This is a genomic window from Nostoc sp. C110, from assembly GCF_043099725.1.
Taxonomy (GTDB): Bacteria; Cyanobacteriota; Cyanobacteriia; order Cyanobacteriales; family Nostocaceae; genus Nostoc; species Nostoc muscorum_A.
The window spans coordinates 6,816,378-6,831,979 of the sequence record NZ_CP171148.1 but is presented as its reverse complement, the minus strand read 5'-3'; the positions used below and the strand labels follow the sequence as shown (position 1 = coordinate 6,831,979).

Genomic DNA, 15,602 nt, shown 5'->3' with positions numbered 1-15,602 from the left:
TGCATGGTATAAATACGATGCAAGCAATCTTGTTATTGCAAAATAGCTACGCAAAATAGAAATAGCCTTTTTTGCAATAAAATTATTTTTTGTAGTTTATTGAAATAAATTTAGTTACTTAGTAAAATATAGATTTATATCTCAACTTCTTAATTGTTGTTGATAGCTACTAGGTAATTTAAATGTTGGGATAATGACTGCAAAAAGAGTGATTGAGAATTATGCAAAAAGAAATGATCTCCAGGAAACATTTGCAGGTTGAAGTAACTACTAGTCTGCTCACGCCAAGCTTCTAAAGCATCAACCCTAATTGCTTTATCCTGCAAACCTCCAAATACAGAGATTGGGCATTCGAGTGGCATTTCACTTTTGTAAATGTATGTTTCTAGTATAGTAAAGTCCGCTCGTAGACAAGGCAAGAAAAGTTGCAACATTTGTTCATTCTGCAAAATCGCATTGGGAATTGCATTGTAACGATCGCACAGTTCCGCCAGGAATTTAGCTTCAGGCATTTTGTGAATAAACGGTTTGAGAATTGGTTTTTGGGGAGCAGGGCAACAAGCAGCAAATAAATGAACAGGGCTAAGATTATATTCATGACGTAGTAGACGCGTTATCTCAAAGCCAAGTGTTGCACCCATGCTATGGCCAAAAAAAGCAAATGGCATATTCAGATACGGTCTAATTTTTGATGCCAAAGTTTGAATAAGAGGTAAAAAATTGGTATAGGAAGGTTCTTGCAATCGACGGCCTCTTCCAGGAAGTTGAACTAAGTAAACCTCTACATTCTTTGGTAATTTGTTTGTCCATGTACTATATGTTGAAGTTGTACCCCCCGCACATGGAAAACAGAATAAGCGAAGTTGGGCCTTTGGATTAAGCTCAGGACAGCTAATCCAAGGATCAACTATTAGTCTTGCTGTCATAAAATTATGTCTGTAATCTGAGAATTTTTGTTATAAAGCTTAAACCTGTTTCTTTATCAGAATGTGGTAACTCTGTTCATAGCAGCGATTAAAGGTAAATATTATTTCTGTACATATACACGGTTAATTAACACGAGTAATTAAATCTGACTATGAGTAATAATAATTACAGCCAAGACTTAAATGCTAGTAAATATTTGCAGAAAATAATACTATCAAATTCATTGATGAAAATGTTAATTTTATCTACTAGTAACTGCTATTAAATAGAGATAACTAAATAGTAAAAGCATAAAATTTTAATACCTGAGAAATTGCCAATTATATTTGATTCCTCCCGTCACTTTGATAAGTTATTAAAACTTAAGAGTTAATTTTTTGTTTGCTCTCATAGTACTTATCGCTCTTCTCTGGGTTATTTATGCAAAACACCAAAATCTCCAGCAAATAAAATTTGATTGGTGAAAAAATGACATGAACTACATACAGCATTAGAAGCAATGGGCTACGCCCCGCAAAGAAGCGTGGGTACGCCATCGCTATTCCTTAGTGTGACCCATTTCGAATTATTAACGCCCTTGTCTCAAACCTCTTTCCATAAGCATCTGAGGTTCGATATTCTCAACTTTTGGTATCGCTTCTAGCTGAGGAATTTTTGCGATCGCATCTGCAATATTACCTGATTGGGCACGCAACCAGGCGGTATGAGGCGCATAGTCAAGGATTTGTACTACTTCGTAACCCGCTCGATTAATTGCCTCGTGCTGAGACTTTACATCAACGCCTTCAGCAAAGCGGATAAAAACCAGTCCAGTTGGTACTGCTAGGGAACCATTGGGTTCTATTGTGTAAACTGGACTCAGTTTACCCTGCTCTGATTGATTGGGTTCGCCTGGAAAAACTGCGTAGGCGTAGCCCGTCGTAGACATCGCACCATCGTTAAGTTGTAAAATTGCTCCTGGTGCTACCGTCTTGGGTTGATTATTATAATGTATTGCATAGTACCCAGACTTACGAGTATAAGATATAGCAGTGCGATCGCTGCCAACCCGAATTTGTTCAGGATACTCAGAAAAATAGTCGGTTTGAAATTTCACTTCAGGAATCAGGGGTAAAGAGTACACCTGTAGAAAATACTCAGCCGGAAAATAAAACATCTTTCTCAAGTTCTAATGATGTTATAGCGTTTTCAGTGGTATGGAATACAAATCTTTTATTGGGATACAAGCTATATATCCCCAGTGATAGTGAAGATTCGTAAAACAGCCTGACTTTGAATTCCTCTTTTCTGGAAAGACGAATTGAAGGCTTGTATGAACTTTAGAGAGATTAAATTCTGTTGCAGCTGGATCTTTTTAATGTCGTAATACACATATAACACATGAAATAAAAACCATCCATAAACGCACACTGCGTATAGCAAGCTTTACAAGTAGTGCATAATACGATTTCCCAATGCCCAATTTTTAAGACAAATATCCCAGGAGATTAAGTTATGGTTCAGGTTCGCTATGGTGGACAGAACGGTCAACAGTATGAACTTGCTATCAGTGAAGAACACGTTGTAGTGCGTACCGAAAGCCGCAGTACTCTTATTGGTGCAAGACCGTTTGAAGTCGCACCTGTGTCACCCACGGCTCGTAGCATCCTCAATCAATTCGAGTTAACAACGCGGTTTCGGCAAGCTGGTGTCGAAATTTTGCAAGCGAAAGTTCCGAATCAAGGTGTTGCTCTGCGCGATCGCGCCCGTGAAATTCTTAACCAAGAGTCTGAAGTCCAATTTGCCGGACGTGTCTTGATCGATCCAGCCTCCAGGCAACCGATAATTTACACCGAAAACCTCTTTGTTAAATTCGATAATGAAGAAGAATCAAGGGTCTGCCAAGAGATATTGCGACGTTACAGCTTAACAATTAAACGTCAGCTTGAATATGCACGAAATGCTTATTTTGTCAATGCACCTACAAATACTGGTATAGCGATCTTTGACATCGCCGAGAGACTTCTGAATGAGGAATCAGTCGAACTGTGCCATCCTGAACTAGTGCGTGAATCACGCCAACGTCAGGTTTTCCCGCAGCAGTGGCACTTAAAGCAAACAACAATTAACGGTAAGGTAATTAACGCCCATGCCAACGTTGAAGCAGCTTGGAAGTTGAGTGATGGCACAGGAGCAATTATTGCAATTATCGATGACGGTGTGGATCTCGATCATGAAGAATTCCGTTCCTCTGGAAAGATTGTTGCCCCGCGTGATGTCACACGTAAAAATGACAATCCCAGACCGGGAAACGACAATAACCACGGGACAGCTTGTGCAGGAGTAGCTTGTGGTAACGGCAAATTTGGTGCATCTGGTGTAGCACCGGGTGCAAAACTGATGCCGATTCGTTTAGCTTCGTCGTTGGGTTCACAGGATGAAGCAGATGCTTTTATTTGGGCGGCTCAAAATGGTGCTGATGTGATTTCTTGTAGTTGGGGTCCAGCAGATGGGACTTGGTTTGAGCCAAACGATCCTCTACACAAGCAAAAAGTACCTTTGCCTGACTCCACAAGACTGGCTATGGACTTTGCAATCAATAAAGGACGTAACGGCAAAGGATGCGTAATTTTATTCGCGGCTGGCAATGGTAACGAAAGTGTAGATAACGATGGCTACGCCAGCTACCAAAAGGTAATTGCGATCGCAGCTTGTAACGACTTTGGCACAAGAAGCGCTTACAGTGACTTTGGTCAAGCAGTGTGGTGTGCCTTTCCCAGTAACAATGGTGATAGTTCTCAAACCCCTGGAATTTGGACAACCGATCGCGTTGGTGTACTTGGTTATAATTCCGGTAATGTAAATCTGGGTGATGCCGGAGGTAACTACACGAACGAATTCGGCGGAACTTCTAGTGCTTGTCCTGGTGCGGCTGGTGTCGCAGCATTGATTATTGCCAGAAATCCAAATCTGCGTTCGGACGAAGTACGAGATATTATTAAACGCTCTTGCGATCGCATTGATCAAGCTGGAGGTAAATATGATGCCAATGGTCGCAGCCCTTTCTACGGCTATGGTCGAATCAATGCTCTCAAAGCTGTAGAATTGGCCAAGCCGGCGCAAACATCGCCCATTAGCATATTCAAGGCAGTACAAGATATCCCAATTAACGATTTGCAAACATCAACATTGTCGTTGGCGATCGCTAATACCAGCCTGATGAAATCCATCAAGGTTAATGTAGACATCGAGCATACTTATATTGGGGATCTTGTAGTTACTCTCCTTCCCCCAGTGCAAATAGGCATACTTCCCATTATTCTGCACGATCGCCAGGGCGGAGCTACAGATAATATCAAAACAACCTATGACGAGGTAAATACCCCAAAACTTGCTGCCTTTAAAGGTAAAAGTCCCCAAGGAACCTGGACTCTGGAAGTTGCAGATAAAGCTAGCACAGATACAGGAAAGATTCGCAGCTTTACCATTGAAATCGGATTTTAAGCCAACACGTTTGAGTTAGGGAGTGTGGGGATGAGGGAGCAGGGGAGGCAGGAGAGGCAGGGGAGACAAGGGGACAAGAGGTGAGAACTTGAAAAAAGTCTTTCCCCTTGTCCCCAATTCTCCTTGTCCCCAAGTCCTCTTACCCATGCCCCATTCCCCATATCAATTAGCTTTGAGTCACAGGCTCTTTCGCCAAGAACTTCTCTAATTCTGTCAGCGCATCAGCATCAACCTTAGTTTGCATTGGGCAGAATTTAGGCCCACACATCGAGCAAAACTCAGCAGTTTTATAGATATCTGCTGGTAAAGTTTCATCGTGATATTCCTTAGCTCTTTCTGGATCGAGTGATAATTCAAACTGACGGTTCCAATCGAAGTTGTAACGCGCCTTAGAAAGTTCATCATCTCTATCCCTTGCACCGGGGCGATGTCTAGCAATATCAGCCGCATGAGCCGCTATTTTGTAGGCAATCAACCCATTCCGCACATCTTCGGCATTTGGTAGACCCAAATGTTCTTTGGGTGTTACATAGCACAGCATTGCAGTACCGTACCATCCAGCCATCGCTGCTCCAATGGCTGAAGTGATATGGTCATAACCAGGAGCAATGTCTGTCACCAATGGGCCCAAAACATAGAAAGGTGCTTCAGAACACTCTTCCATCTGCTTGCGGACGTTGAACTCAATTTGATCCATTGGCACGTGTCCTGGCCCTTCTACCATCACCTGGACATCATCTTCCCAGGCTTTGCGAGTTAGCTGTCCCAGGGTTTTCAATTCAGCTAATTGTGCTTCATCTGAGGCATCATGAGTGCAGCCGGGACGTAGAGAATCTCCTAAACTGAAGGAGACATCGTACCTTTTGAAAATCTCAATAATGTCTTGGAAGTGGGTATAAAGTGGATTTTGTTTGTGGTGATGTAGCATCCACCGCGCCAAAATACCGCCGCCGCGAGAGACAATACCGGTGATGCGGTTTCTCACTAAGGGCAAATGCTCAATCAAAATCCCAGCGTGGATAGTTTGATAATCTACCCCCTGCTGGGCGTGCTTTTCGATGATATGGAGAAAATCATCAGCAGTCAGGTTTTCGATTGTGCCGTGGACACTTTCTAAAGCTTGATAAACTGGCACCGTACCAATGGGAACAGGTGAAGCCTTGATGATGGCGGTACGAATTTCATCCAAATTACCGCCGCCTGTAGACAAATCCATCACGGTATCAGCACCGTACTTCACCGCCAGATTCAGCTTATCAACTTCTTCCTGAAGATTAGAAGAGTTGGGGGAAGCGCCGATATTAGCATTAACCTTACATTTAGAGGCGATGCCAATAGCCATCGGCTCTAGATTAGTGTGATTAATATTAGCCGGGATAATCATTCGTCCCCGCGCCACTTCATCACGAATGAGATCGGCAGGGAGATTTTCCCGTTGGGCGACGTAGTGCATTTCTTCGGTGATAACACCTTGGCGGGCATAATGCATTTGCGATACATTAACCTGCCCACGCCGTTTAGCAACCCATTCTGTCCGCATATTATGATTCCTCAATAAACAGCTTCCCTCCGCTGGTATTACCCAGACTCAGGTGTTAAGGGTGTGATCTCAGCCTGGTTATGTAGGCACCCCTAGCATGGATGTAGTGTATCACTTTCGCTATGTCTGGGAGCAAGGGTGTTAACAATTTATGAGGTGAGGGTGGTGTTAAGCTGTTTTTTCTGAGTCTAATACTACTTCATGGATTTCTTCTGGAGTCATTGAGGCGGAATAAGGCGCAGAGGGAAGTTTTACCGTCACAACGATCTGCGTGGCAGGTTTGAAAGGTTTACCATCTCAGGAATTATCGAGAAACTTTTATAGCAAAAGCTTCTCGATAATCCCAAAAAGGCGATCGCATCCTTTACACCCTTCAACTAAAAACTTTTAACCACAAGGTACTATGGGGCGATCGCTTTGACTTTGTAAAATTAAACAACAACAAAATTAGTTGCGCTTAGTGACAATCCATCGCTGAGTTGCGCGAATTGTACCTGAGTAAACGCGCCACCGCTACCATCTTGGTCAAAGAACAGCGCACCTGTACCATTGTCGTAGATAAATCGTTGAGCGTCTGTTGTCGCGGCTGAACCGATGGTAAACTCACTAGTCGAGAGTGCGCCTGTTACTAAAGATCCGCCGAAACCAGCAGAGGATACCTGAATAACTTCAGCAATCGGGTCGAAGTCATAAAGACTATCAACACCTTCATTATAATTATTGAAGGCAAATGTATCAGTGCCCTCTCCTCCAAATAGATAATCATTGCCTCTCCCTCCAGCCAGTAGATCGTTGCCATCATTTCCGAAAAGGAAATCGTTACCATTACTGCCTAGAATAGTGTCAGTGTTAGCTGTACCAAAAATATCTAATTGTTCAATATTATTGTAGCTAACTCGATACGTCCCAGCCGTAATTGAACCTTGGTTAGTGACTGTATCGAAAGTTGAGGTGATTCCCTCAGTAGTAAAACTACCATAATCGATAGACAAATAGTCGTCGCCCGTACCTCCATCTACCGTTTGAGTCACTAAAACATCAGGGGTAACAAATGGGGCGCTCAAATGGAAGGAGTCGTTGTCACTCCCTCCTTTAAGGGTGTTGTTGCCAGTAGCACTGTAAGCATAAAGTTGATCGTTCCCCAAGCCACCGTCTAAAAAGTTATTTCCAGAAGAGGAAGAAATATCCAACACATCATCCCCAGTTCCTCCCTTAAGGGTGTTGTTGCCAGTGGTGTTAGAAGCATAAAGTCGATCGTCCTCAGAGCCACCCCTTAAAAGGTTATTTCCAGAAGAATGATAAATGTATAGATAATCATTTCCCTCTCCTCCATTAAGGGTGTTGTTACCAGTGGTATAGGAAGCAGAAAATGAATCATTCTCAGAGCCACCGTCTAAAAAATTTTTCCCAGAAGAATTATTAATATTAAAATAATCACCTCCAGATCCCCCCTTAAGGGTGTTGTTGCCAGTGGTATAGGAAGCATAAAGTTGATCGTTCTCCAAGCCACCGTCTAAAAGGTTTTTTCCAGAAGAAAAGGAAACATCAAGAATATCGTTACCCAAATCACCGTATAGGCTATTATCTCCTTCGCCACTATATAAAATGTAATTACCATCTCCTTCAGAGAAACTATTATTGGTATATTTATCTGTCCTAATGACATCATTAGCATTAGTACCATTGACATTTGCCATAACTTCTATTGACCTAAATTGACTTTTCAGAGGCTTGCTGTTTTAATGCACATAAACTATACCAAGAGTTGACACTTTCGGTATAGTTTATGTCGCGATTGAGAAATACAACTTTCGACTTTGACCAGCCTTTTGACAGGCTGAAAAGGACTTTTTGGCTAACTTACTGACACAATACAGTTGATTAATCTAATCACTATAGTGTTTGTTTAGTTGAGTGTCACTACTTGGAATAGCATTTTTTTACTGCTTATATTTAGTATAAAAATCTTCCAACAATTAAGTATTTATATCTTGAAAATCGAAATAAGTTACTGATGATAAAAGATAAATAATAAAAAAGATTTTTATCATACGTTGTGTACCCAGATGAAGCATAAATCTTGGCACAGTCTACATTCTAGTCTAATACAAGGTTGATGGGTGTCCCTTGGATAAGTCAAAATTATGCCCTCAGACTGAGAGGTTGAGGGCTACTTACAAAAGTGAAAGATCCTAGCGGAAATTACTTAGATGAGCTATCTATGCGTTAATTGAACTGAATTCAGATTTGATATTACAGATTAGACAACAAAAAAATTAGTTGCGCTTAGTGATAATCCACTGCTGAGTTGCGCGAATTGTACCTGAGTAAAAGTACTACCACTATCATCTTGGTCAAAAGCCGCACCTAAACTAATACTGAGTTATCAATATCCTATTATTTAATACATCTGTTTCAGCAAGTAGGCACAGCTAATTTAGCGTGTTTGTTAACGTAGTCCACAAATAATTGCCTCAGTCGGGGACTCACGCCAGCGTGTTCAAAGAATCCAAAACCCAGATTCTTAGCTCTTGCTAAGGTTTCTTCTGGTGTTAATCCTTCCTGGATAGCGATACTTAAGAGTGCAATTCCAGTCGAGCGCATCCCGGCTGCACAATGCACAACTGCTGGTTTAGGAATTTCTTCGAGTGTTGTGAGGATTTTGGTAATGGCCTCTTCATTCAAGTTTTTTAAATCTACCTTGAGTGGAACATTCTTATAATGCAGCCCTAATGCTTCAGCTACTTTTTGCTCATCCTTGGAAAATCCTAGCTCATCAGGCGATCGCAAATTTAGAACGGACTTAAAACCTTCTTGGATAGCTTGCTCAAGCTGTTTTGGTATAACTTGTCCTGTTGTCGTTAAGTTTTCGTTAATCTGTATGGCGTTGATCACATTTACTCCTTTTGACTTTCTAATGGCTTCCAGCTTGGTAAATAGTCGAATCAGCAAGCTTTGAGAAGTTATTCAAATAAGCACTGCAAAATTAGCTAAATATCAAAAGATATTGCTTGATTACTTCAAAATATGTCTTTTGAAGTTGATTATTTTATTGCTTTATCCATAATATACGGTTTGTCGATAGATTTAGTGTTAATTAGAGCTTATTATGATTTTCACCGATAAAATTATCAGAGCTTATATATCAGCAGTCTGCATTGGTTCTCTGTTACTGGTAGAGGGCAGGTATTGATTTTGGGCTGGCGATTCGGGGAAGCGATGTCTACAACGGACTACGGATGCGAGTCACACAGAAAATTAGACGACAAATTGTCCAGCGAGTTGTGACTCAATTGGAAACTGCTAATATCAGTAAAGCAGTTGAAGATTTGGCTAGTTGATCTGTTGCGATGTCTACGACGGGCTACGCCTACGCAACTAAAATGTCTATAACATGCCAAAAAGTCAAACAGATATGTAATCTGGATGTCAGTCATGAACCTATGAGCGCTAACGAAATATCTCTTCGACCTGCTCTAGAAACAGATGCGTGGGTGCTGAGTGCAATTCATATTGCTGCTATCAAAGCTCTGCCTGCAACTTTCTACACCGAAAAAGAACTTTTAGCTTGGCGTAATTACCGCGACAAACCGGATGGTTCAAATATCTTGAAGAGCATGAAAGTGGAAACTTGCAAAGTTGCGATTAAGGGAGATGTTGTTATAGGTTTTGCTAGCTTCATTGTTGATGAACTCATCGGGCTGTATGTCCATCCTAAACATCAAGGTAAAGGGATTGGACGTGCTTTAGTTCAAAATTTTTGTGACGAAGCAACCGCTCAAGGTATAGATAAGGTAATTACAACTGCTAGTCTTTATGCTGAAGGATTTTATTTACGACTGGGATTTACTGCGATCCAAAAAGCACCTCATTATTTAAGAAAGGGGATAGTTGTCCCAGTTACGAAAATGAGTAAAACATTATCTACCGCACCGAGATAAATTTAAGTCGATACCAGATTTCCAATAACTTTAAAAGTACTGGTATCAAGATTATTTTTCTTTAATTGCAACAACTTTAGAGACATAACATATCATGAAAATAAGTACTTGCCAGTATAAATGAATAAAAGCATCCGTTCATCAACTCTCACCCGTATACGTTTGATAGAAGCCGCCTCGCAAGTATTTGCCAGTTTAGGTGTTCAAGGAGCGACTACCCGTGAAATAGCTCGTGTTGCTGGTGTGAATGAGGTGACTTTATTTCGTCACTTTGCTAGCAAAGAACAACTTTTGGGAGCAGTCATCAAAAATGCTTTGGCACTCCAGACCGAAGCCCTTGCATACCCCGAAGCGTGGACACAGGATCTAAAAATTGATTTAAGACAGTATGCCCATCTTTATAATACTATGTTAGAAGCACAGGAGGACTTAATTCGTACATTTATTGGAGAAGCTAAACGTCATCCTGAAGAAGCTAAACAAGTGATTCAAGAAGCCGCCAAGCCTTTAAGAGAAAAACTGGTTGCTTATCTGGAATTGAGCCAGAAACTAGGCACCGTCAGAGTAGACCTCGCTCCATTTCCAGCAGTCGATATGTTTACAGGAATGCTGTTAGCTGGAATGCTATGTCGCAGTGCAAAATTCAACCAAGGTAGCTATAGCTGTGAGGACTATATCGAAACCTGTGTAGATATTTTTGTGCGTGGTATCAGTACCTCTAACAGTTCTCAATGCGGTTGTAAAATTTGAACTAAATTAGATAATTTATGCCAATGTATTGATTAAAAATAGTTGAAATTAGTGTTTGGGGATAATTATTTTTCACAATTTAAAATCTGTTGCCAACTCAATTATTTTATTTAATTTTAAATTCACAACAGTTATTCATAATTAGTAGTTTCAGTAGAGCCGCCATTAATTAAAAGCGCTTGTTGTTTTGCCAGCACTTGTTTGCGTAATAAGAGCAATTTTCTATCTTTTATACCTTCTGCGATTAATCCATCGACAGTTTTCAAGAGATAATCAGCGCAGGAACCCAATTTTCCAGATGCGGTGGCAATGCTATTAACAGTAGTTGTTAATGTTACTTGATGAGCATACCTGGGATGCTGGCGATTAGCAACAAAGGCGATCGCTTTAAATTCTTGCGTACCATCAAATATCCTTACCCAACGGGCAACGTAGACACCAGCTAACATTTCCCGTCGCCAAATCAGCAATAATTCGGATGCTACATCAGCAGCAGCAATTCGATAAACAATACCACGACAACTACCGCCGCGATCAAGTCCTAAGAGTAATCCGGGATTCTCTGGAGTACCACGACCGAGAATCATCCATGTACAGAAGCGCCGATGCCAACCATAAATTATCCCAGCACGGCGCTCGACGTATGTGATTAGGGGATTCCAAATCAAGGAACCGTAAGCAAATATCCAGATATCAGAATTTGGTAGTTGGTGTTGTAGTATTTTATGGAGCGATCGCTGTAACTCATCTTCGCTCAGGGTAGTTAACTTGATTCCAGAGTGTGATGCTTCTAACAGTCTCGTCTGTGCGTTTCCGGCTTCGAGGTCGCTACGACTGAGTGACATAATGTAGATTATTTCCTTTTCTGTAAATATTCAGTAATTTCACTATAACTTTAAAATAAATTAATCATAGTATTGCCTCCTTTTCCGTAGGATTATAGAGTAAGCCTAACTACAGGCAGCAATATCTTGATGATGCTAATCCTCGAAATAAGGAGCAAACTTTGTGGCATCTGCGACAAATCAGTTATTAAAGTTATCAATCCAATATTTACCAAAAATTGCCACTAAATTAGCAATTACAACTCTAATAGCAATTTTACCGTTACCAGTTAAAGCAGTTACATTAGTCACTAGTCGTGCTGATTTTGGAAGTAATGACGGAATTGATTGGTCAAGTTTGGGTAAAGTGTTCAATCCCTTTGCTCCCGATCCTTCGGCTTTTCTGCCTAACTCCTTTTCAGCGGCATCCGAAGGCGGTTTAGCTTTAGGTGTAACTGTACCTCAAGTTAATGATTCTGGTATTACCCCACCTTTTGTTTTTCAAACCTCTTTTATACCTAAAGGTATTCCGACTAACTTCACTGATGGCGATTTTCTTCTTTTGACAGGCTTGAATCCACAAAGTGGTTTTCCTGCCATTGGCAACCCAGGCCCTTTGACGATTAACTTTGATCGGCCTGTTTTCGGTGCCGGTACTCAAATAGCTGTAGATGATATTCTAAAATTCAACGTGTTTGTCTCAGCTTTTGATAGTGCCAATAACTTATTGGGTACTTTCTCTGTACCGGGAACTTCTTCAGTAACATTGGATAATTCAGCATTGTTCGTTGGGATTAGCAGTGAAACTGCTAACATCTCGCAACTGGTTTTCAGCACTTCTGAGTTAAATAGGGCTTTTGCTATCAACAGGGTGAGTATTATTGCAGTTCCTGAACCAAATTATACCTTGGCTATATTAGCTTTCGGTGTTTCATCTGCCATTTTGAAAGTACGCCAACGCAGGTAACAATTATTGTCTAAACACTTGTAGAGACGGCGATTTATCGCGTCTCAAAACCCACGATTTTGTACTTTAATGTTCTTGTCCTGTTGGCCGGATAAGAATTTCGTTGACATTAACACGCGACGGTTGTGTGACGGCATAAACGATCGCAGCAGCAACATCTTCGCTATGCAGAGGTGTGATTGCCTTGCGCCGTTCCTCAATGCGTTGTTTGGCAACTGGATCGGTAATTTGGTTGTCAATTTCCGTATCCACCAAACCAGGTTCAATAATGGTGACGCGGATGTTGTCCTTGTGAACTTCTTGGCGTAAAGCTTCTGAGAGGGCATTAACGCCCCATTTGGTAGCATTATAAACACCGACACCCGCCCGTGCTGTCCGACCTGCGACTGAGGAGATATTGACTATGTGCCCCGATTTTTGCGCCTTCAACAGAGGTAAAACAGCGTGGGTAGCATATAGCAGCCCTAGTACGTTGATGTCGAACGATCGCCGCCAGTCTGAGCTATTTCCAGCTTCAATGGTTCCGAGTAAGGCAATCCCTGCATTATTCACCAGTATATCGACCCTTCCCAATTCTGCATTTGCCTTTGCCACCAAGTTATTTACCTGGTTTTCATCAGTCACATCAGTGACAATGGGCAATGCCTTGCCACCGCTAGCTTCAATCCGTTCTGCTAATGCCTGAATGCGATCGCCACGCCTAGCAGCCAATACTACTGTTGCTCCTTCTGCCGCCAATGCGATCGCAGTTGCTTCTCCAATTCCTGCTGAAGCCCCAGTGATAATTGCTACTTGTTCTTTTAATTTACCTATCATTTATTTAATTCCTTGGTGATTAGTAAGTTGTAATTGGTAATTGAGATTAGTTATTCTCCCCCTGCTCCCTGCCTCTTCCCGATCCTCAACACGGATGCGACTGCTGCCCCACAAAGTATTAGGGCTGCAAAGCGAAAAGTTCCTTGGAACCCCGCAACGATCGCATCAGGAGGGGCAACAGAAACATCTGCACCCGCAGACATGCTAGCGATTAATGCTCCAAATACTGCCCCGATTAAAGAAACTCCTACTGTGTTCCCTGATGTCCGTGACAAAGATAGTAGCCCAGAAGCAATCCCTAGCCGCTCCCTTGGTACTGCTCCCATAACAGTGCTGTTGTTGGGCGATTGGAATAAACCCAGTCCAATGCCGTAAATAAAATAGCGTGACACATAGCCTAGCTCAGTAATCTGAGCATCAAAGGTGCTAATGCCCAAACAGCCACCTATCATCAACCCCAGTCCAATTGGGCTGATTAATCGAGCGCCAAAGCGGTCTGAAAGTATTCCCCCTAATGGGGCAATTAACCCACTAAGTACAGGTGACACAGCTAGTAGCAGCCCCACTTTTACCGTCGGATAATGCTTGACGCTCTCTAGAAAGAAAGGGACGATAAGTAGCGAACCGCCGATAACAATGAATGCTAGCCAGCCACTTAGCAAACCCATACTCAACTGAAGATTGCGAAACAGGTGTAGTTCTAGTAGTGGCTCCTTTATAACTGCTTCAACTACCAAAAAAATTATGAAATTTAAGGTAGCGATCGCTAATAATAACAACGCATTGGTACTGCCAAAGCCCTGACTTTGCCCTAGCGTCATACCCAGACCAAAACTACCCAGAGTCAATAAAGCCAATACAGCTCCAAAAAAGTCAAATTTCTGTTTACCCTGAATGCGTACAGAAGGTGGCACTACCCGAGCTATCAAGAAACTAGCGATAATCCCCAACGGTACATTGATGAAGAATATACTATGCCAGCCTGATAAGCTTAGGAGCAGCCCGCCTGCGGAAGGGCCAAAAGCAATTCCCAGTGATACAACACTACCGATAACGCCAACAGCGCGACCTCGCTCCGAAGATGGAAAAACTTCTGTAATGATTGCCAAACCAAGCCCAGAAATGAACACAGCACCCAGTCCTTGAAGTGCGCGAAAGGCAATCAACCACTCAATACTAGGTGCAAAACCACACAACAGCGAACTGAAAGTAAATAGAACAAGTCCCCCCTGATACAAGGACTTCTTACCCCACATATCTCCCAAGCGGGTTGCCCCCAAAACTAAACCGGAACTGACCAACTGGTAACTCAATACAGCCCATTGGGTCGTCGGAAAACTGGTACCAAAGGCTTGCACCAATGTGGGTAAAGCAACATTGATGATGCCCACATCGAGGGTAGACATGAACACCCCAAGTCCGACACCGAATAAGACCCAATTTTTTTGAGCGTCTGACAAAGCCAGAGGTTGTGTTTCCAATTGTGCCAAGGTTTAGCCTCCGCCTTTGATTTTACGGTTATGAATAGTTTGCATACGTATATTCATTATCCTCACTATCTGTTCGCTGCGATCGCTTCGTTGCTCAAAAATACTCTGGATAAATTGCCAAATTCAGCTTTATTTCAGGCATTATCTTCTCAATCAGCAACACTGGCTTTTCTACTTGTCATATATTTTGGTAAATTACTTAGATATTCTTAACCCCAAGCTCCTTCGACTTTATCAAGAATAGTATTCAGCAAATACGGCAACTCGATAGATTCGCTGTATTTTATACTAGTTAGCAAACTATCATAGACACCTCTAAGAAGCAAGTCCTAGAGATTTTCGTATAAGCAATGACTCAAAAAGCTGCCTTATCTCAATTTGCCTCAGCATTTATTGCAGGCTTTGTGTCTGTTTTGCTATTTCACCAAGGTATGTTGGCGTTGCTACATACAGTGAATTTCACGCCTCGCACTCCTTATCCAACTGCACCAACACAACCATTCGGAATCCCGCAAATTTGGTCAAGTGCATTCTGGGGAGGAATTTGGGGAATGATTTGGGTAGCAATCGCGCCTCGTTTTCAAAATGATAAAAGCTATTGGTTAACAGCATTGGTATTTGGTGCAATTGTCCCAACGCTAGTAGCTTGGTTTGTGGTCGCACCACTCAAGGGTCAGCCCATCGCTGGAGGCTGGAAACTTGTGGGAATAGTCACAGGTTTATTAGTTAATGGTGCTTGGGGAATTGGAACCGCCGGGTTGCTGAGATTATTCTCTAGAAGGCAATTGTTCAACAGCTAGATTTTTTAAGACTTCTACCAGTTTCTGATCTGAAGAGACTCGCCATTTATTCAGTCAGCCAGTA

General features: G+C 42.0%; 14 protein-coding genes and 1 riboswitch. Of the genes, 6 read left to right on the top strand and 8 right to left on the bottom strand.

Annotated elements, in window-relative coordinates:
• Window positions 1-149: 149 nt before the first annotated feature.
• Together ACFFRD_RS34405 and ACFFRD_RS34400 are read right to left on the bottom strand one after the other, a co-directional pair.
• Complete coding sequence (locus ACFFRD_RS34405; RefSeq protein ID WP_392480347.1) at window positions 150-926, bottom strand: thioesterase II family protein; 777 nt, start codon at window positions 924-926, stop codon at window positions 150-152.
• A 569-nt stretch (window positions 927-1,495) separates the two neighbouring features.
• Complete coding sequence (locus ACFFRD_RS34400) at window positions 1,496-2,083, bottom strand: hypothetical protein (RefSeq protein WP_392480346.1); 588 nt, start codon at window positions 2,081-2,083, stop codon at window positions 1,496-1,498.
• Window positions 2,084-2,421: 338 nt separating this feature from the next.
• Here ACFFRD_RS34400 and ACFFRD_RS34395 point away from each other — a divergent pair, with 338 nt between their 5' ends.
• Window positions 2,422-4,410: a S8 family serine peptidase gene (locus ACFFRD_RS34395; RefSeq protein ID WP_392480344.1), complete on the top strand. Its 1,989-nt coding sequence runs from the start codon at window positions 2,422-2,424 to the stop codon at window positions 4,408-4,410.
• 166 nt (window positions 4,411-4,576) lie between these two features.
• Here the strand turns inward: ACFFRD_RS34395 and thiC are convergent, their stop codons facing one another.
• The 3 genes from thiC to ACFFRD_RS34380 all read right to left on the bottom strand — a co-directional run bounded on the left by thiC (window position 4,577) and on the right by ACFFRD_RS34380 (window position 8,845).
• Window positions 4,577-5,950, bottom strand: coding sequence for a phosphomethylpyrimidine synthase (gene thiC / locus ACFFRD_RS34390; protein WP_392480343.1), 1,374 nt, complete (start codon window positions 5,948-5,950; stop codon window positions 4,577-4,579).
• A gap of 7 nt (window positions 5,951-5,957) precedes the next feature.
• A riboswitch (TPP riboswitch) is annotated at window positions 5,958-6,054 on the bottom strand.
• A 327-nt stretch (window positions 6,055-6,381) separates the two neighbouring features.
• Window positions 6,382-7,647 (bottom strand): calcium-binding protein, encoded by a 1,266-nt coding sequence (locus tag ACFFRD_RS34385; protein ID WP_392480342.1) that lies wholly within the window; start codon window positions 7,645-7,647, stop codon window positions 6,382-6,384.
• A 718-nt stretch (window positions 7,648-8,365) separates the two neighbouring features.
• A complete protein-coding gene (locus tag ACFFRD_RS34380) occupies window positions 8,366-8,845 on the bottom strand; it encodes a beta-lactamase hydrolase domain-containing protein (RefSeq protein WP_012410063.1) in 480 nt (159 codons plus the stop codon).
• Between the two features lie 488 nt (window positions 8,846-9,333).
• Here ACFFRD_RS34380 and ACFFRD_RS34375 point away from each other — a divergent pair, with 488 nt between their 5' ends.
• Window positions 9,334-9,891: a GNAT family N-acetyltransferase gene (locus ACFFRD_RS34375; RefSeq protein WP_392480341.1), complete on the top strand. Its 558-nt coding sequence runs from the start codon at window positions 9,334-9,336 to the stop codon at window positions 9,889-9,891.
• A 120-nt stretch (window positions 9,892-10,011) separates the two neighbouring features.
• Complete coding sequence (locus tag ACFFRD_RS34370; RefSeq protein WP_392480339.1) at window positions 10,012-10,641, top strand: TetR/AcrR family transcriptional regulator; 630 nt, start codon at window positions 10,012-10,014, stop codon at window positions 10,639-10,641.
• A gap of 131 nt (window positions 10,642-10,772) precedes the next feature.
• On the opposite strand, the gene ACFFRD_RS34365 is transcribed toward ACFFRD_RS34370, so the two are convergent.
• Window positions 10,773-11,486, bottom strand: a complete 714-nt coding sequence (locus tag ACFFRD_RS34365; protein ID WP_392480337.1) for a gamma-glutamylcyclotransferase — start codon at window positions 11,484-11,486, stop codon at window positions 10,773-10,775.
• 163 nt (window positions 11,487-11,649) lie between these two features.
• On the opposite strand from ACFFRD_RS34365, the gene ACFFRD_RS34360 reads away from it, so the two are divergent.
• Window positions 11,650-12,432, top strand: coding sequence for a hypothetical protein (locus tag ACFFRD_RS34360; RefSeq protein WP_392480336.1), 783 nt, complete (start codon window positions 11,650-11,652; stop codon window positions 12,430-12,432).
• A gap of 66 nt (window positions 12,433-12,498) precedes the next feature.
• On the opposite strand, the gene ACFFRD_RS34355 is transcribed toward ACFFRD_RS34360, so the two are convergent.
• Complete coding sequence (locus ACFFRD_RS34355) at window positions 12,499-13,248, bottom strand: SDR family NAD(P)-dependent oxidoreductase (RefSeq protein WP_392480335.1); 750 nt, start codon at window positions 13,246-13,248, stop codon at window positions 12,499-12,501.
• Window positions 13,249-13,298: 50 nt separating this feature from the next.
• Complete coding sequence (locus tag ACFFRD_RS34350) at window positions 13,299-14,738, bottom strand: MFS transporter (protein WP_392480334.1); 1,440 nt, start codon at window positions 14,736-14,738, stop codon at window positions 13,299-13,301.
• A 30-nt stretch (window positions 14,739-14,768) separates the two neighbouring features.
• Between ACFFRD_RS34350 and ACFFRD_RS34345 the strand changes: the two genes are divergently transcribed.
• Both ACFFRD_RS34345 and ACFFRD_RS34340 read left to right on the top strand, forming a co-directional pair.
• A complete protein-coding gene (locus ACFFRD_RS34345; protein WP_392480332.1) occupies window positions 14,769-14,951 on the top strand; it encodes a hypothetical protein in 183 nt (60 codons plus the stop codon).
• A 137-nt stretch (window positions 14,952-15,088) separates the two neighbouring features.
• Window positions 15,089-15,538 (top strand): hypothetical protein, encoded by a 450-nt coding sequence (locus ACFFRD_RS34340; RefSeq protein WP_392480330.1) that lies wholly within the window; start codon window positions 15,089-15,091, stop codon window positions 15,536-15,538.
• The last annotated feature ends 64 nt before the right edge of the window (window positions 15,539-15,602 follow it).